The sequence below is a fragment of the Rhodococcus phenolicus genome (genome assembly GCF_001646785.1).
Lineage (GTDB): Bacteria > Actinomycetota > Actinomycetes > Mycobacteriales > Mycobacteriaceae > Rhodococcus > Rhodococcus phenolicus.
This window is the reverse complement of record NZ_LRRH01000008.1, coordinates 169,796-186,300: the sequence shown is the minus strand read 5'-3', so window position 1 is coordinate 186,300 and position 16,505 is coordinate 169,796. Positions and strand designations below refer to the sequence as shown.

The 16,505-nt window shown below is 68.7% G+C and carries 15 protein-coding genes; 11 read left to right on the top strand and 4 right to left on the bottom strand.

What is annotated here, in order from left to right; translation table 11 throughout:
• Positions 1–4 precede the first annotated feature (4 nt).
• Positions 5–2,563 (bottom strand): trehalose-phosphatase, encoded by a 2,559-nt coding sequence (gene otsB, locus A8G15_RS03990; protein WP_068155526.1) that lies wholly within the window; start codon positions 2,561–2,563, stop codon positions 5–7.
• A 90-nt stretch (positions 2,564–2,653) separates the two neighbouring features.
• Entirely contained in the window at positions 2,654–3,316 is a 663-nt protein-coding gene (kstR, locus tag A8G15_RS03985) for a cholesterol catabolism transcriptional regulator KstR (protein WP_068155523.1), read from the bottom strand.
• Positions 3,317–3,410: 94 nt separating this feature from the next.
• On the opposite strand from kstR, the gene A8G15_RS03980 reads away from it, so the two are divergent.
• The 9 genes from A8G15_RS03980 to A8G15_RS03940 all read left to right on the top strand — a co-directional run bounded on the left by A8G15_RS03980 (position 3,411) and on the right by A8G15_RS03940 (position 13,509).
• Positions 3,411–5,552 carry an acyl-CoA dehydrogenase family protein gene (locus A8G15_RS03980; protein ID WP_068155520.1) on the top strand — a complete coding sequence of 714 codons (2,142 nt, stop codon included), beginning with the start codon at positions 3,411–3,413 and terminating at the stop codon, positions 5,550–5,552.
• 72 nt (positions 5,553–5,624) lie between these two features.
• Positions 5,625–6,686 (top strand): acyl-CoA dehydrogenase family protein, encoded by a 1,062-nt coding sequence (locus tag A8G15_RS03975; protein ID WP_068155518.1) that lies wholly within the window; start codon positions 5,625–5,627, stop codon positions 6,684–6,686.
• Complete coding sequence (locus A8G15_RS03970) at positions 6,671–7,822, top strand: acyl-CoA dehydrogenase family protein (RefSeq protein WP_068155516.1); 1,152 nt, start codon at positions 6,671–6,673, stop codon at positions 7,820–7,822. The genes A8G15_RS03975 and A8G15_RS03970 overlap by 16 nt, the downstream gene beginning before the upstream one ends.
• Positions 7,823–7,836: 14 nt before the next feature.
• A complete protein-coding gene (locus tag A8G15_RS03965) occupies positions 7,837–8,856 on the top strand; it encodes a bifunctional MaoC family dehydratase N-terminal/OB-fold nucleic acid binding domain-containing protein (RefSeq protein ID WP_068155514.1) in 1,020 nt (339 codons plus the stop codon).
• On the top strand, positions 8,853–9,272 hold the full coding sequence (locus tag A8G15_RS03960; protein ID WP_068155512.1) for a MaoC family dehydratase: 420 nt from the start codon (positions 8,853–8,855) through the stop codon (positions 9,270–9,272). The genes A8G15_RS03965 and A8G15_RS03960 overlap by 4 nt, the downstream gene beginning before the upstream one ends.
• The gene (locus A8G15_RS03955; RefSeq protein ID WP_068155510.1) at positions 9,269–10,438 is read left to right on the top strand and encodes a lipid-transfer protein; all 1,170 of its coding nucleotides are present in this window, start codon (positions 9,269–9,271) and stop codon (positions 10,436–10,438) included. The genes A8G15_RS03960 and A8G15_RS03955 overlap by 4 nt, the downstream gene beginning before the upstream one ends.
• A gap of 89 nt (positions 10,439–10,527) precedes the next feature.
• Positions 10,528–11,364 (top strand): mycofactocin-coupled SDR family oxidoreductase, encoded by an 837-nt coding sequence (locus tag A8G15_RS03950; protein WP_068155700.1) that lies wholly within the window; start codon positions 10,528–10,530, stop codon positions 11,362–11,364.
• 214 nt (positions 11,365–11,578) lie between these two features.
• Positions 11,579–12,991 (top strand): DUF2252 domain-containing protein, encoded by a 1,413-nt coding sequence (locus tag A8G15_RS03945; RefSeq protein WP_068155508.1) that lies wholly within the window; start codon positions 11,579–11,581, stop codon positions 12,989–12,991.
• Between the two features lie 125 nt (positions 12,992–13,116).
• Positions 13,117–13,509: an SHOCT domain-containing protein gene (locus tag A8G15_RS03940; RefSeq protein ID WP_068155505.1), complete on the top strand. Its 393-nt coding sequence runs from the start codon at positions 13,117–13,119 to the stop codon at positions 13,507–13,509.
• A gap of 81 nt (positions 13,510–13,590) precedes the next feature.
• Here A8G15_RS03940 and A8G15_RS03935 read toward each other — a convergent pair whose 3' ends face one another.
• Positions 13,591–13,887: an SHOCT domain-containing protein gene (locus A8G15_RS03935; protein WP_068155504.1), complete on the bottom strand. Its 297-nt coding sequence runs from the start codon at positions 13,885–13,887 to the stop codon at positions 13,591–13,593.
• A 34-nt stretch (positions 13,888–13,921) separates the two neighbouring features.
• A complete protein-coding gene (locus A8G15_RS03930; protein WP_425415062.1) occupies positions 13,922–14,347 on the bottom strand; it encodes a DUF6325 family protein in 426 nt (141 codons plus the stop codon).
• Positions 14,348–14,626: 279 nt separating this feature from the next.
• On the opposite strand from A8G15_RS03930, the gene A8G15_RS03925 reads away from it, so the two are divergent.
• Complete coding sequence (locus tag A8G15_RS03925) at positions 14,627–15,052, top strand: DUF7144 family membrane protein (protein WP_068155501.1); 426 nt, start codon at positions 14,627–14,629, stop codon at positions 15,050–15,052.
• A gap of 13 nt (positions 15,053–15,065) precedes the next feature.
• Complete coding sequence (locus A8G15_RS03920) at positions 15,066–16,499, top strand: hypothetical protein (protein ID WP_068155499.1); 1,434 nt, start codon at positions 15,066–15,068, stop codon at positions 16,497–16,499.
• The last annotated feature ends 6 nt before the right edge of the window (positions 16,500–16,505 follow it).

Below are 16,505 nucleotides of genomic sequence, written 5' to 3'. Positions count from 1 at the left end.
AGAGCTACGTGGTCTGGCCCGACAACAACTGGGCGCAGCGCAGCAGCCCGATGTGGCTGTACGCCTGCGGATGGTTGCCCAGGGCACGCTCGGCGACCGGGTCGTACTCCTCGCTGAGCAGACCGGTCGGGCCGGCCGCCGCCACGAGCTGAGCGAACAGTGCCTCGGCCTGGGATCGGGCGCCGACCAGCAGGTACGCCTCGACGAGCCACGCCGCGCACAGATGGAAACCGCCCTCGGTGCCGGGCAGGCCGTCCTCGTGCCGGTACCGGTACACCGTCGATCCGCTGCGCAGCTCGGCCTCGGTCGCCACGACCGTGGCGTGGAACTTCTCGTCGCTCGGGTCGAGCAGCCCGGTCAGCCCGACGAACAGCGTCGCAGCGTCGAGGTCGGTACCGTCGTAGGCCGCGGTGTACGAGCGAACCTCGTCGTTCCAGCCCTTCTCCCGCACCTCGCCGGCGATCTCGTCGCGAAGATCCGCCCAGCCCTCACCGGCCGGACGACCGAACTTCGTGGCGAGTGTCAGGGCGCGTTCGACGGTGAGCCAGCCCATCACCTTCGAGTACACGTGGTGCCGCGGGTTGTCGCGGATCTCCCAGATACCGTGATCCGGTTCGAACCAGCGGCGCTCGACGGCGGTGACCATGGCGCACACCAGGTCCCAGTCGCGGTCGGTCAGCGCCTCGGCGTGCGGGACGCCGCGTTCCTCGCGCCGGTGCGCGAGCGCCGAGATCAGGTCGACGATCGGGCCGAACACGTCGAGCTGCACCTGCTGGTTGGCGGCGTTGCCGACCCGCACCGGTCGCGACCCGGCGTACCCGGGCAGGGTGTCGAGCACAGCCTCGGGCGGAAGCGGACCGCCGGCAAGTGAATACAGCGGGTGCAGGCGTTCCGGACCGGGGATCGTCTCGAGCACCCGGTGCACCCAGTCCAGATAGGACTCGGCCTCCGCGAGCGAGCCGACGCTGACCAGCGCGTGGGCAGTGAGCGCGGCGTCGCGGAGCCAGCAGTAGCGGTAGTCCCAGTTGCGGACACCACCGATCTCCTCGGGCAGCGACGTCGTCACCGCGGCCAGGATCGAGCCGGTCGGCTCGTGCACGAGACCGCGCAGGGTCAGCGCCGAGCGCTTGATGAGGTCCGGCTTCAACGGCGGCAGGTCGAGTTCGGCGGCCCACTGCCACCAGTATGCCTCGGCCTCCGCGCGCCGCTCGACCTCCGCAACCGGGTGTGGACTCAGATCTTCTGTCCCGCAACGAAGCTCGAGAATGATGTCGTTCTCCGCCGGGTCCACCACCGCGTGGGCGGTCTGCTGTGTTCCGTCGGTGGTGATGTCCCAGCGCACGCCGGGGGAGCGCAGTACGTACGGCTCGTTCAGCCCGAAGACGCGCAGGCCGTCGTCGCTCGCTTCGAGGGAGACCTGACCCTGCCCGAACTCGGGTCGCGGCGCGAACGTCACGACCGCCTTCGCGGTGCCGGTGATCACGCGCGTCAGATCGGTCCGTCCCTGTTCGACGTCGTGCGGCAGGTAGTCGATGACGGCCAGGCTCGCCCAGCGCGTCACCACGGTCATGGTGGAGTCGACGTACCGCTGGCTCAGCGGCAGCGCTGCGCGCAGCGGGCCGATCGTGAAGTGTCCGGCGGCGTCCCCGCCGAGCAGATGCGCGAAGACCGCGGCCGAGTCCGGCTCCGGATGACACAGCCACGACACGGTGCCGTCCGGGGTGATCAGTGCCTTCGACCGGGGGCTCGCCAGCATCGTGAGACGCTCGATGCGCGGTGCGTCGGCACCGGACAGCCAGGTGCGGCGTTGCTCGAGCAGGAACGCGAGGGCCGCGGCGACGTCCTCGGTGCTCGACACCCGGTACTCCGCGGCCGTCTCGCCGTCACCGACCTTGATTCCGACGTCCGGGCCGTGGAGTGACTGGAACGCCTTCTCGTCGGTGACGTCGTCGCCGAAGAACACGGCCGCCGTCGAGGATTCCTGATGGCGGATGATGTCGAGCGCGCGACCCTTGTCGGTGGGCACGACCGACAGCTCGATCACGGCCTTCCCCTCGGTGACCTGGACGCCGGGCAGGCGCGCGAGGTCGCTGCGGACGGTGGCCAGCGCGAGTTCCGCGTCGCGGGTGGCGGCGTTGCGCACGTGCAGGGCCGCGCTGGCCGGTTTGGTTTCGACGTGCACCCCGTCGTAGAGCCGGGCGACGCTCTCGAGCCCCTCGACGATGTCGCGCAGCAGTTGCCTGGCGTCGGTGTCGACGGCGTGCACGAATCCGATGTCGAACTCGGAGCCGTGGCTGCCGACCAGCTGAACCTCGGCGGGGAGTCGCGACAGAGCGGCCAGGTCCTTGAGGGCGCGACCGGAGATGACTGCGGCCGACGTCGACGGCAGGCTCGCGAGAGCACGCAGGGCGCGCACCGATTCGGCATGAGGGAACGCCTTGTCGGGATCGGCGACGATGGGCGCGACCGTTCCGTCGTAGTCCGACGCCACGAGCAGCCGTGGGGAACGCGCAACGGTGACGAGTGCGCGGCGCAGGTCGATCGGGAGGTCTTGGGCGCTCATTCTTCCCACGGTAGGGGAATAGGCCCCGCCCGTCGCTCCGGATGTCCGGTTCGGGACGTGTTCCCTGTTACACGTCCGGTGGCCGTGCTCTCAGGTGCCGACGACGGGCACGGCTGCGGGTCGCCGGGAGCCGTCACCGAGAAGCAGTTCGACGGTGAGTTCGAGGCGCCGCGCGACGTCGGTCGCCGACGAGCGGCGGGTCAGCCACGCCACGAGGTTGGACAGCCACACGTCGCTGATGACGCGTGCGACGGCCAGTTCGTCCTCGTTCGGCTCGCCTTCGGTCATGGCGCGCGCGAACAGCCGGTCCATGAGCTTGCCCACCCGGTCGACCTCGGCGGCGGCCGACGCGTCGGCGAACATGAACGCGCGGGTCATCGCCTCGGTGAGCAGGGGGTCGCGCTGCATGGCCCGTGTGATGAGGCCGAGCATCAGATTCATGCGTTCGAGCGGGGTGTGACCCGGGGGGATCTTGCCCTTGCCCTCGATGCGTGCGAACTCCCGGCCGAGCGCGGAGACCAGCAGGTGCACCTTGGACGGGAAGTATCGGTAGAGCGTGCCCACGGCGACGTCGGCGCGTTCGGCGACCGCGCGCATCTGTACGGCCTCGTACCCGCCCTTGGAGGCGAGTGCCAGGGTCGCGTCGAGAATCCGCTTGCGGCGTTCCTTCTGGGCGTTGGAACTGAGGTCGTCCTCGGTGAGGGCGGCCAAGGTTCCGTTCCCGCTCGAACGCGAGCTGGACGGTGTCGTCATCGACTTCTTTTCCTCACACCTTGACTCTGAACCGGTGTCATATTAGAACACGTTCTAGACGTTGATGTCATTTTTTGAAAGGCGGAGATCCGCTGTGAGTATCGCCACCACCGAAGAGCAGCGGGCTGTCCAGGCCTCCGTGCGTGCATGGGCGCGCGCCGCGGCACCGATAGACAAGCTACGCCATCAGCCAGCGGAAATGTGGCAGCCCGGGTGGGGTTCGCTCGCCGAACTCGGGTTGTTCGGCGTCGCCGTCCCCGAATCCGCCGGCGGGCTCGGCGCCACCACGGTCGACCTGGCCGTGATGCTCGAGCAGGCCGCGCACGAACTCGCACCGGGACCTGTTCTCACGACCGCACTCGCCGCCCTCGTGTTCGGTTCCGGCGGTGACTCCGCGGCGAAGACCGCCGCCCTGCTCGGCGAGGGCACGATCCCGGTCGCCGCCGCGCTCGATCTCGCGGTCGGAGCCACCGAAGCCGCCGACGGCCTCACTCTCAGCGGCGATGCCGGACCGGCGATCGCCGCGGAACCGGGCGTCGCCGTCCTCGTCCGTACCACCGCTTCCGGCGGGGACGACGAACGCTGGGCACTCGTCGACGCCGACAGTGCCGGTCTGCACCTCGACCCGCTCGACACCCTCGACAAGTCCCGCGCCCTCGCGCGGGTGCGCCTCGACTCGGTCGCGGTCCCCGCCGACCGTGTCGTGACCGTACGCGCCGGCCTGGTCCGCGACCTGGCCGCGACACTCGCCGCCGCCGAACTCGCCGGGGTCGCCGGCTGGGCACTGACCACCGCCGTCGAATACGCGAAGATCCGCGAACAGTTCGGCAAACCGATCGGCTCCTTCCAGGCCGTCAAGCACCTGTGCGCCGAGATGCTCTGCCGCACCGAGAAGATCCGTGCCGCCGCGTGGGACGCGGCATCCGCCGTCGACGCCACGCCGGAGGAACTACCGATCGCCGCGGCCGTAGCGACCGCGATCTCCCTCGACGCCGCGGTGCAGACCGCGAAGGACGCCATCCAGGTGCTCGGCGGCATCGGGTTCACGTGGGAACACGACGCCCACCTCTATCTGCGCCGCGCGGTCGCCACCCGTCAACTGCTCGGCGGATCCACGTCCTGGCGCGCACGGGTCACGGCTCTCACCCGCGCGGGGGTGCGACGCCACCTCGGTGTCGACCTGTCGGAGTTCGACGACGACCGCGCCCGCATCCGCGCCGAGATAGCCTCTTTCGCAAGTCTTTCCGAGCCGGAGCGCCGCAACGCCTTCGCCGGGTCCGGCTATCTCGCACCGCACTGGCCCGCCCCGTACGGGCGTGGCGCCCGCGCCGCCGAGCAGATCCTCATCGACGAGGAACTCGCCGCCGCCGGTGTGGACCGGCCCGATCTGGTGATCGGCTGGTGGGCGGTGCCGACGATCCTCGAACACGGCACACCGGAACAGATCGAGCGGTTCGTGATGCCGACGCTGCGCGGTGACGTCGTGTGGTGCCAGCTCTTCTCCGAGCCCGGCGCCGGTTCCGATCTCGCGGCGCTGCGCACGACCGCGGAGAAGGTCGACGGCGGCTGGAAACTGCAGGGGCAGAAGGTGTGGACGTCGCTCGCGCAGGTCGCGGACTGGGCGATCTGCCTGGCCCGCACCGACCGTGATGCGCCGAAACACAAGGGCATCACCTATTTCCTGGTGGACATGAAGTCCGCGGGCATCACCGTCTCGCCGCTGCGCGAGATCACCGGCGACGCCCTGTTCAACGAGGTCTTCCTCGACGGCGTGTTCGTGCCCGACGACTGCGTGGTCGGTTCGCTCGGCGGCGGATGGAAACTCGCGCGCACCACGCTCGCGAACGAACGGGTCGCGATGGGCAGCAAGTCGTCGCTCGGCAAGGCCATCGAAGACCTCATCGAGTTGTCCAGCCCCGGCGACCCGGTCGCCGAGGATCGCATCGCCGTCCAGATCGGGGAGGCGATGGCCGGCTCCCTGCTCGACCTGCGCACGACCCTCGCCCAGCTCGGCGGTCAGGACCCGGGGCCCGCGTCGAGCGTGCGCAAACTCATCGGTGTTCGGCAACGGCAGGACACGTCCGAGCTGGCGATGGATCTGGCCGGGGAGGCGGGCTGGGTCGAGGGACCGCTCAGCCGGGAGTTCCTCAACACGCGCTGCCTGACCATCGCGGGCGGCACCGAACAGATTCTTCTAAGCCTGGCCGCGGAGCGTCTGCTGGGGCTGCCCCGGTGACCGGGACTTGCGTTCCATGGAACCGCTCAGGGGTGTTACAACGTGGCACACGTTCTAATCGAAGGTGGAATTGTGGACTTCGCACGTGACGAGACGCAGGAGGCGGTGGCGGAAGTCGCCGTCGACCTGCTCGCCCGCGACCTGAGCGCAGACGATCTGTGGTCAGCGCTCGCCGGCGCCGACCTGCTCGCACTCGCTCTGCCCGAACGCCTCGGCGGCGCCGGACTCGGCGTCGGTGAGGTCGCGACGGTGCTGACCGAGATCGGGCGCAAGGCCGCCCCGGTTCCGGTCCTGGCCACGCTCGGCTTCGGGGTGCTTCCCGTCGTCGCACTGGCCACCGACGCGCAGCAGGATGCTCTGCTCGCAGACGTTCCGGGTGGCGCTGTGCTCACCGCGGCACTGTCCGAGCAGGGGCGGCCCTTCCCGGCCGCGCCGGCCGCGACGGCAGTGCCCGTGGACGGCGGCCACGCGGTCACCGGCTACTTCGTCGCGGTGCCGCACGCCGGCACCGCGCGGCACATTCTGGTACCCACCGACGCCGGTGTCGTCGCGGTCGACGCGACGACCGAGGGCGTCACCGCGACCCCGAGCCCGTCCGCGACCGGCGACCCCGAGTTCTCGGTACGGTTCGACGGAGCGGTCGGAGTGCTCCTCGGCGACGGGGCGGACCCCGCCGCCGACATCGCGGTCCTGTACCGTCTCGCGCTCGCCTCGATCGGCGCGTATGCGGACGGCCTGCTCGACGGTGCGACGGCGTTGACCGCCGAGCACCTGAGCACGCGGCACCAGTTCGGCAAGCCGCTCGCGACCTTCCAGGCCGTGGCACAGCAGATCGCCGACGTCTACGTCACCGCGCGCACCCTGCACGTCGCGGCGCTCGCATCGAACTGGCGCGTCACCCACGACGGGGCCCGCTCGGCGACGGTGGACGACGATCTGGACGTCACCGCGTACTGGATCGCCGAGGAACTGCCGCCCGCGATGCGTGTCCTGCACCACTTGCACGGTGGCATCGGGGTCGACGTGACCTACCCGTTGCACCGTTATTCCTCGACCGCCAAGGATCTGGCGCGCCTCATCGGCGGCGCCTCGTACCGACTCGACCTCGTGGGGGCCCGGTGTTCATCGATCTGACCGACGAGCAGCGCGCGCTGCAGGCGGAACTGCGGGCCTATTTCGCGGACCTCATCTCCCCGGAGGAGGCCGCGATCATGCGCACCGAACGGCACGGCCCCACCTATCGTGAGGTCATCCGCCGCATGGGTAAGGACGGCTGGCTCGGAGTCGGCTGGCCGAAGGAATTCGGTGGCCGCGGCTTCGGCGAGATCGAACAGCAGATCTTCGCCAACGAAGCGGTCCGCGCCGACGTGCCGCTGCCGAGCGTGACCCTGCAGACCGTCGGACCGACCCTGCAGGTGTACGGCACCGAGGAACAGAAGCGGAAGTTCCTGCCCGCCATCCTCGCCGGCGAGGTGCACTTCGCGATCGGCTATTCCGAACCGGAGGCCGGCACCGACCTGGCCGCGCTGCGCACCAGCGCCGTGCGCGACGGCGACACCTACATCGTCAACGGCCAGAAGATCTTCACCACCGGTGGCCACGACGCCGACTACATCTGGCTCGCGGTGCGCACCGGTGCCGCAGACTCGCGGCACCGCGGCATCTCGATCCTCATCGTCGACACCACCGATCCCGGGTTCACCTGGACCCCGATCATCACGTGCGACGGCGCCCACCACGTCAACGCGACCTACTACAGCGACGTGCGGGTCCCGGCGAACATGCTCGTGGGCGAGGAGAACCGGGGCTGGAAGCTGATCACCACCCAGCTCAACCACGAGCGCGTCATGCTCGGACCGGCCGGCAAGGTCGGCGGTCTCTACGACCACGTGTCCGAATGGGCGAAGGCGAACGATCTGCTCGGCGAACCGGATGTCCGTCGCGCGCTCGGCGAGATCCACGCGACCTTCCGGCTCAACGAACTGCTCAACTGGCAGGTCGCGGCGAGCGAATCAGAGGCGGTCGACATCGCGGACGCCTCGGCAACCAAGGTGTTCGCCACCGAACGCATCCAGCGGGTCGGGCGCCTCGCGGAGGAGATCGTCGGCCGTCACGGCGATCCCGCCGATCCCGCCACCGGTGAGTTGTTGAGCTGGCTGGACATGCAGATCAAGCGGAACCTCGTCATCACCTTCGGTGGCGGCGTCAACGAGGTGATGCGCGAGCTGATCGCGACGGCGGGCCTGGGCATGCCCCGGGTCCCGCGGTGAGAGAGGGACTTCCGATGACGACACCCGAGGAGATCCTCGCCGCCGCCGAACGTGTCCGCAGCGACGGCCCGTCGAAGGCCCGTTCCGGTCGCGACCCGGTGAACATGCCGATGATCCGGAACTGGCTCGAGGCGATCGGCGACGAGAACCCGATCTACACCGATGAGGACGCCGCGGCCGCGGCGGGGCACGGCGGGCTCGTCGCGCCGCCGGCGATGGCGCAGGTCTGGACGATGCGCGGACTCGGCGCACAGCGCGAGGAGGACGATCCGCTCGGCCGGATGACCAACATCCTGGACGATGCCGGGTACACCTCGGTGGTCGCGACGAACTGCGACCAGGTCTACCACCGCTATCTGCGCCCCGGTGAAGAGGTCACGATCGAGTCCACCCTCGAGGATGTGGTGGGCCCGAAGAAGACCGGTCTCGGCGAGGGATGGTTCTTCACCACACGCAACATCTGGAAGGTCGGCGACGAGGTCGTCGCCGAAATGCTGTTCCGCATCCTGAAATTCGCTCCTCCGGTCAAGGAACCGGCACCCGTCGCGGACACCGCGGACGTGCCGGAGGATCTCGACCCGACCCGGATGCTGCGGCCGTCTGCGTCGCAGGACACGCAGTTCTTCTGGGACGGCGTCGCCGCGCACGAGCTGCGCATCCAGCGTCGGCCCGACGGCTCCCTGCAGCACCCGCCGGTCGCCGCGCTGTGGCTCGACAAGACCGAAACCACCGACTATGTCGTCGCTTCCGGGCGCGGAACCGTCTTCAGTTACGTCGTGCACCACGCCCCGAAGGTGCCGGGCCGCTCGCTGCCGTTCGTGGTCGCGCTGGTCGAGCTGGAGGAGGGCGCTGGGGGCGAGCGAAGCGACGGGGGAAGTATCCGCATGCTCGGTGAGCTGCGCGGCGTCGATCCCGCCGACGTGCGCATCGGCGCGCCCGTCGAGGTGACCTACCTCGACTTCCCCGGCGACGAGGAGACCGGCGGACAGCCGTGGACGCTCTACGCCTGGACACCCCGTCAGGAGACCGCATGAACACCGTGCATTCGAACATCGGGACCGTGACCGCGGGGGAAACCCTGCCCGCCCTGTCCATCCACGGCGACCCGACCTTCATCGTGTCGTCCGCGCTGGCCACCCGGGATTTCCAGGACGTCCACCACGACCGCGACCTCGCGCAGCAAAAGGGCTCGAAGGACATCTTCGTCAACATCCTCACCGACACCGGCCTGGTGCAGCGTTACGTCACCGATTGGGCGGGCCCGCGCGCCGTTGTCAAGTCGATCTCGCTGCGGCTCGGTGTGCCCTGGTACGCGTACGACACGCTGAACCTGACCGGCACCGTCGCCTCCGTCGAGGACGGTCTGATCACCCTCGACATCGTGGGCAGCAACAGTCTCGGTAACCACATCAACGCGAAGGCCACCCTCGTGATCGGAGGTACCGCATGAGCGGGCTGTCCCGTCGCGCCGCGATCGTCGGGATCGGCGCCACCGACTTCTCCAAGGATTCCGGGCGCAGTGAACTGCGGCTGGCCGCGGAAGCGGTTCGCGCCGCCCTCGACGATGCCGGGCTGCGCCCCGAGGACGTCGACGGTCTCACCTCGTTCACGATGGACACCAACACCGAGGTCGCGGTCGCGCGCTCGGTGGGGATCCCGAGCCTGAAGTTCTTCTCGCGCATCCACTACGGCGGCGGTGCCGCGTGCGCGACGGTGCAGCAGGCTGCCATGGCGGTGGCCACCGGCGTCGCCGACGTCGTCGTCGCCTACCGCGCATTCAACGAGCGCTCGGGTGCCCGCTTCGGCCAGGTCAACTCGGCACTGGCCACGCAGGTCAACTCGTCCGGCACCGACAACGCGTTCTCGTATCCGCACGGTCTGAGCACGCCGGCGTCGTTCGTCGCGATGACCGCGCAACGGTACATGCACGTGACCGGCGCGACGAGTGCCGATTTCGGTGCGGTCGCGGTCGCGGACCGCAAGCACGCCGCGACCAACCCGAACGCGTTCTTCTACGGCAAGCCCATCACGATCGAGGACCACCAGAACTCCCGGTGGATCGCCGAGCCGCTGCACCTGCTCGACTGCTGTCAGGAGTCGGACGGCGGTGTCGCGATCGTGGTGACCACCCCCGAACGCGCGAAGGACCTGAAGCAGGCACCGGTGCTGATCGCCGGTGCGGCCCAGGGCAGCGCGCAGGACCAGTTCATCATGACCAGCTACTACCGCGACGGGTTGACGGGTCTGCCGGAGATGGGGATCGTCGGCAACCAGTTGTGGGAACAGTCGGGTCTGACGCCGCAGGACGTGCAGACGGCGGTCCTCTACGACCACTTCACCCCGTACGTGCTCATGCAGCTCGAGGAACTCGGGTTCTGCAAGCCCGGTGAGGCGAAGGACTTCATCGCCGACGGCGGTATCGAACTCGGCGGGCATCTGCCGCTGAACACGCACGGCGGTCAGCTCGGCGAGGCGTACATCCACGGGATGAACGGCATTGCGGAGGGGGTCCGGCAGGTCCGTGGCACGTCGGTCAACCAGGTTGCGGACGTCGAGAACGTCCTTGTCACGGCCGGCACCGGGGTGCCCACGTCGGGGTTGGTCCTGACGCGCTGACCTCCGTGGCCCGTTGAGTGGGATCGGTTCTGGTAGAACCGATCCCACTCACGTATCGATGTTCCGACAGCCGAGACACAGGAGTGGACGTGAACGAATTCGAAGGCAAGGTCGCGCTGATCACCGGTGGCGCACGCGGACAGGGGCGCTCACACGCGGTCGCCCTCGCCGAGCGCGGCGCCGACATCGTGATCTGTGATCGCTGCGAGAACAGCGACGCGGTGTTCTACCCACTCGCGACCGACGACGACCTCGCCGAAACCGTCCGCCTGGTCGAGGCCACCGGCCGGCGGGTGATCGCCGAGAAACTCGACACTGCCGACCGCGGCGCACTCGACGCCCTCGTCGCGCGCGCCACCGACGAGTTCGGCCGCATCGACATCGCGGTCGCCAACGCCGGGGTTTCCGTGGCCGCACCGGTGCAGATGATGCCGCAGAACATGTGGGACGAGGCGATCTCGTCGAACCTCACGGGCGTGTTCAACACCATCGGGGCGGTCGCGCCCGGCATGATCGAGCGCGGCTACGGCCGGATCGTGACGATATCCTCGATGCTCGGACGTGCCGGCAACACGAACATGGCCGCCTACAGCGCGTCCAAGTGGGGGGTCATCGGTCTGACCAAGAGCGCCGCGCTCGACCTCGCCCAGCACGGCATCACCGTCAACGCGATCGCTCCCGGCAACATCTCGACCCCGATGATCCACAACGACTTCCTGTACGGCATGCTGCGGCCCGACCTCGAGAAGCCGACCGCCGACGACGTGGCCCCGGTGTTCACGTCCCTGCACGCACAGCCGGTGCCGTGGCTCGACCCCGCGGAGATCACCCGGGTCGTGCTGTTCTTCGCCGCCGAGGGATCCTCGCACATCAGCGGCACGGTGCTGCCCGTCGATGCGGGCAACGCGGCACGCGTGACCGGCTGACCGCTTCTCCGAGCGGGCCGCGCCTCTCGGTCGCGCCCGGCGGGTGGGTCCTTCGGCCGCACACGGCGATCGGTGCGTCGTTCGCCGCACCGTGGCGCCGTGAGCGGGATACCGTGGAACCCGCCGGCCGGCCGCCGGCACCCGCACATCCTGCTTGCCGGACGACCGGCCGTGTGGACCGGAACGACGGCGCAGCCGCTCGGAGGGATCAGCCATGTCGGACACGAACGGGCACGTCGTTCCGCACCCCACGCGTGAAGAGCGTGTCGAGGTCGGTCTCGCGGCGCGGCGCGCCACCCCGATCGCCGCGCTCGCCGAAGTCTCACCCGACGACGGCCGCGACCCGCTGGCCCTGCTCCGGAAGCAGGCCGAGACCCGCATCCCCCAACTGATCTCGGTCCGTTACGGACGGATGTCGAGTTCACCGTTCGCGTTCTATCGCGGCGCCGCCCTCGTGATGGCCGACGACCTGTCCCGCACGCCGGACAGCGGGCTGCATTCCCAGTTGTGCGGCGACGCGCACCTGAGCAACTTCGGGATCTTCGCCACCCCGGAACGCAAGCTGGCGTTCGACGTCAACGACTTCGACGAGACCTATCCCGGTCCGTTCGAATGGGACGTCAAGAGGCTCGTGGCGAGTCTCGCGGTCGCCGCTCGCGACAACGGGTTCACCGGCAAGGAACGCAAACGGATCACCCGGGCGTGTGCCGCCGAATACCGCGAGACGATGCTTGCGCAGGCCGAGCGAGGAAACCTCGCGGTCTGGTACTCGCACGTCGAACCGTCCACCGAACTCGTGGATCTGCGGGACGAACTCGATTCGTCGATGAAGAAACGCACGCGCAAGCTGATCGAGAAGTCGATGCACCGCGACAGCGTGCAGGCGCTCGGCAAGCTGACCACGGTGGTGGACGGGGAACGCCGGATCATCAGCGCACCACCGCTCATCGTCCCGGTCGAGGAGGTCTTCGCGGATCTCGACACCGAACTGATCTATCAGGAGCTCCATCAGCGGATCCGGTCCTACCGGGCGACACTCCAATGGGACCGCCGCGTCCTGCTCGAGCAGTTCGAGTTCGTGCAGGCGGCCCGCAAGGTCGTCGGGGTCGGCAGTGTCGGAACCCGGGCATGGATCCTGCTCATGCGAGGCAAGGACGACGACGATCCCCTGTTCCTGCAGGCGAAGGAAGCGCAGCGCTCCGTGCTGGCGGACTACGTGAACGGGCCGACGTTCTCGAACGAGGGTGAACGCGTCGTCAACGGGCAGCGGCTGATGCAGGCCGCCAGCGACATCTTCCTCGGCTGGCAGCAGGGGACCGGCGCCGACGGGATCCGCCGGGACTTCTACATCCGCCAGCTCCGCGACGGCAAGGGCTCTGCGGTCGTCGAAGCGATGACCCCGACGGGAATGACGTTGTACGGCAGGTTGTGCGGCCGGGTGCTCGCCTACGGGCACGCGCGGTCGAGCGATCGCATCTCGATCGCGGCGTACCTCGGTTCCGACGCGGAATTCGACGACGCGATCGCCACGTTCGCCGACGTCTACTCGCAGCGCAACGAGCGCGACCGGCAGCAGCTCGTCGACGCGATCGACCAGGGCCTGGTGAAGGCGCGCGCCGGTATCTGAGCAGACCCGAATATCCCTTTTTTCGCGAAGTTCGGGGTTTGCGCGCCCCGCGGGAGCAAAGATAGCCGGTGGATCCCTCCTCGGGAGGGATCGGTTTGCACGGTTACTCGGAAGGGGTTCACGTCATGGATTCGTTTTGGGATTACGTGTGGTACACGGTCGTGGTGTTCGCTTTCGTGGCGTACCTGATCGTGCTGTTCCAGATCCTGGTCGACCTGTTCCGGGATCACCATCTCTCCGGCTGGGCCAAGGCCGCGTGGCTGATCGTGCTGGTGCTGTTCCCGTACCTGAGTGCGCTCGTGTACCTGGTGGTCCGCGGCCGGGGGATGGCAGCGCGTGCACGAGAGGCGCAGTCCGAGGCCAAACAGGCCACGGACGAGTACATCCGCCAGGTGGCGGGAAAGTCTCCCGCCGAACATATTTCGGAGGCGAAGGCGCTGCTGGACTCGGGTGTGATCAACGAAGCGGAGTTCCAGCAGCTCAAGGCCCGCGCACTGGGGCAGACGACCGTGAGCTGACGCGGACGGTCGCCTCGGCTCCCGGCGCGCTCATCCCGAATGTCGTTGGGAGGGCGCGCCGGGAGAGGCGTGCACGCGGAGTCAGCCGGCGAGGATGCGGGCCTTCTCCGCTTCGAACTCGGCGTCGGTCAGAACGCCCTGAGTTTTCAGCTCGCCGAGCTGCTTGAGTGCCTCGAGCCGGTCGACGCCACCCGAAGCCGGGGGCGCGGGCGGCGGTGGCGGCGGTGTCGGCGCGGCCTGCTGCTGCGCTCGCGCGTACTCTTCCTGTTCCTGCTGAGCCCAACGTCGGCCCTGGCGACGCGAGACCCGATTCGATACGGACGTCGCGGTTCCCGCGATGACGGCGGTCCGGGCGACGCCGCGGAGCAATCCGGGCATGGATTCGACCTTTCTCTCGGATGTGCGGCTGTCGTCAGCTCTCGGATTCGAGGGCGTCGAGCGACGCCAGGATGCTCTGTACCGGCACCCGGCCGGAAGCGACGAGCTGAGCGCCGTTGCGGCGCAATGCTGTTGCCAACGGCGCGGCCCAGGTGTTCTCGTAGATCAGGACGGCGGCCGAGCACCCGGGCTCCAGTGCCTCGCCGGCGTCGGCGAGATCGGTGTCGTCGAGCAGCCCGGAGTACGCTTCGGCGAACAACGTCACGTCCAAGTCGCCTTCGAGGCCGACGTCGGCGATGTCGATACCCGTGACGGACCCGTCGGTACTCTTCTGGACGAATTCGAGGTCCAGCACACGGATGATGCCGCGCTCGACCAGGTCGACGAGGTGCGGCAGTGCGGAACCGTTCGGAGGGCGGTCGGCAGGGAATTCGATGACGAGATAGTCGATGGGCCCCATCTCGTCGAGTTCGGTACCGGTCACGGTGGTCTCTTTTCGTGAGAGGACGGGTACTGCGTTTCGGCCTCCTCGACGATAGCCCTCCGCGCCGGGCTCCGCCGTGTTTCCGCTGGCAGGCGGGACGCCGCCGACATCCAGTGCCGCCCCGCGCAATTCCCGCCCGGGCCCCGCCCCGTGTCGGCTGTGGGCCGGTGTCCCGATCTCGATGATCAAAAACATGCCGAGAAGGCGAACCGCGCGCATACTACCGATACCACTCACTTCGTGAAAGGGACCGATATGTCCGAAGATGTGCGTGTCAATCAGGGGGACGGCGGGGTCAGACAAGGGATCGCCGCGGGGACCTCCATCGGAGCCGCGGTGATCCTCGTGACCCTCGGCATCATCTCCCTCTTCCAAGGTATCGCCGCCGTCGCAGAGGACGAAGTGTTCGTGCGCGGCGTCGAATACATGTACAAGCTGGACTTCACCGGCTGGGGCTGGATCCACATCGTTCTCGGCATCCTCATGGTCCTCGTGGGTATCGCGTTGATGGCGGGTCAGACGTGGGCGAGGGTCACCGCGGTCATCATCGCGGCGCTGTCGATCATCGCGAATTTCCTGTGGCTGCCGTACTACCCGTGGTGGTCGATCCTGATCATCGCGCTCGACATCGTGGTCATCTGGGCGGTGTCGACGTGGAAGCCACAGCCCGAGCTCTACTGATCGCCCCACTGCCATGACATCGGGTGCCGGCCAGACCGGATCGGGTGTCCCGGACGGCCCGCTCGCCTCGGGCGAGCGGGCCGAACTGGAGCGACTGCGCGCCGAGGTCGCGACCCTGCGGTCGCAGGCCGCGGAGGTCTCGCCCGCGGTCACGCCGTCGGCGCGGGAACCTCGCCACGCGCTGAGGTGGACGGCGGTGACGATCCTGACCGTCCTCGTCGCGATCCTCGCGATCGCGACGGTGTCGGCGCGGTTCGTGCGCGGAGAGATCCTGGACACGGACCGCTACGTCACCACGGTGGCCCCGCTCGGGTCGGACCCCGCGATCCAGAACGAGATCGCCAACACCGTCACCGACGAGATCTTCGCGAGAGTCGACGTCCAGCAACTCACCGCGGACGCGCTGGCGGCGCTCACCGACGTGGTGCCTGCAACCGAGAACGCGCCGCGTCTCGATCGCGCGATCGAAGGACTTGCTCCGGTGATCGCCGGGCAGGCACGCAGCTTCGTCAACGAGACCGTGCTGTCGCTGGTGCAGAGCGACCAGTTCGACGACCTGTGGATCCAGGCGAACCGTGCCGCCCACACCGGTCTGGTCGCGGTCGTGACGGGCGAGGTCGGACCGTCGTCGGTGACGGTGGACGAGTCCGGAACCGTGAGCATCTCGCTGGGCACGGTCATCGACAACGTGAAGGCACGGCTGATCGATCGGGGTTTCACGTTCGCGGAGAAGATCCCGGCGATCGACAAGCAGTTCGTGCTGTTCCAGTCGCCGGATCTCGTACGTGCGCAACGCGCTGTGTCCGCGCTGGACAAGGCATCCGGCATCCTGCCGTGGGTGACCATCGCCGCGGCGGTGGCCGCCGTCGTCGTCGCACCGGCCGGCCGGCGGCTGCGTGCCCTCGCGTTCGTCGGTGTCGCCCTCGCGCTCGGGATGCTCGTCCTCGCGATCGCGTTGATCATCGGGCGCGCAATCTATCTCGACAACATACCGCCCGACGTGCTGTCTCCCGACGCGGCCACGACGCTCATCGACACCGTGCTGGTGCCGCTGCGGGCGGCGCTTCGCGGCGTGGCACTCCTCGGGCTGGTGATCGCCCTGGCCGCCTATCTGACCGGGGGATCGGCGTCGGCCACCGCGGTGCGCCGTGGATTCGGACGTGGACTGGATGCCGTGCAACGCGTGCGGCGCACACGTCCACCGAACGAGGTCGAACTCTGGGTGGCCCGGGCCCGGGTTCCGTTGCGAGTGGCGATCATCGCGGTCGGGGCGCTGTTGCTGACGTTCTGGCGTTACCCCACCGGGTTGGTCGTCGTGTGGATCGTGATCGGTGTGCTCCTCGCACTGCTGGTCCTGGAAGTGTTCGTGCGTCCCGTGCGCACCTGGCAGGCGCAGTCCGACGCCGGCACCACGCCGTCGGACGACGCCGAGACGCCGAGCGGGTAGCGGATC

What these genes read in the sequence shown, in the direction of transcription:
- kstR (WP_068155523.1), bottom strand. Translation starts at nt 3,316, where the DNA reads ATGACGACACCGTCCAGCTCGCGTTCGAGCGGGAACGGAACCTTGGCC.
- A8G15_RS03955 (WP_068155510.1), top strand. Translation starts at nt 9,269, where the DNA reads ATGAGCGGGCTGTCCCGTCGCGCCGCGATCGTCGGGATCGGCGCCACC.
- A8G15_RS03935 (WP_068155504.1), bottom strand. Translation starts at nt 13,887, where the DNA reads ATGCCCGGATTGCTCCGCGGCGTCGCCCGGACCGCCGTCATCGCGGGA.
- A8G15_RS03920 (WP_068155499.1), top strand. Translation starts at nt 15,066, where the DNA reads ATGACATCGGGTGCCGGCCAGACCGGATCGGGTGTCCCGGACGGCCCG.
- otsB (WP_068155526.1), bottom strand. Translation starts at nt 2,563, where the DNA reads ATGAGCGCCCAAGACCTCCCGATCGACCTGCGCCGCGCACTCGTCACC.
- A8G15_RS03965 (WP_068155514.1), top strand. Translation starts at nt 7,837, where the DNA reads ATGACGACACCCGAGGAGATCCTCGCCGCCGCCGAACGTGTCCGCAGC.
- A8G15_RS03945 (WP_068155508.1), top strand. Translation starts at nt 11,579, where the DNA reads ATGTCGGACACGAACGGGCACGTCGTTCCGCACCCCACGCGTGAAGAG.
- A8G15_RS03930 (WP_425415062.1), bottom strand. Translation starts at nt 14,347, where the DNA reads ATGGGGCCCATCGACTATCTCGTCATCGAATTCCCTGCCGACCGCCCT.
- A8G15_RS03940 (WP_068155505.1), top strand. Translation starts at nt 13,117, where the DNA reads ATGGATTCGTTTTGGGATTACGTGTGGTACACGGTCGTGGTGTTCGCT.
- A8G15_RS03960 (WP_068155512.1), top strand. Translation starts at nt 8,853, where the DNA reads ATGAACACCGTGCATTCGAACATCGGGACCGTGACCGCGGGGGAAACC.
- A8G15_RS03925 (WP_068155501.1), top strand. Translation starts at nt 14,627, where the DNA reads ATGTCCGAAGATGTGCGTGTCAATCAGGGGGACGGCGGGGTCAGACAA.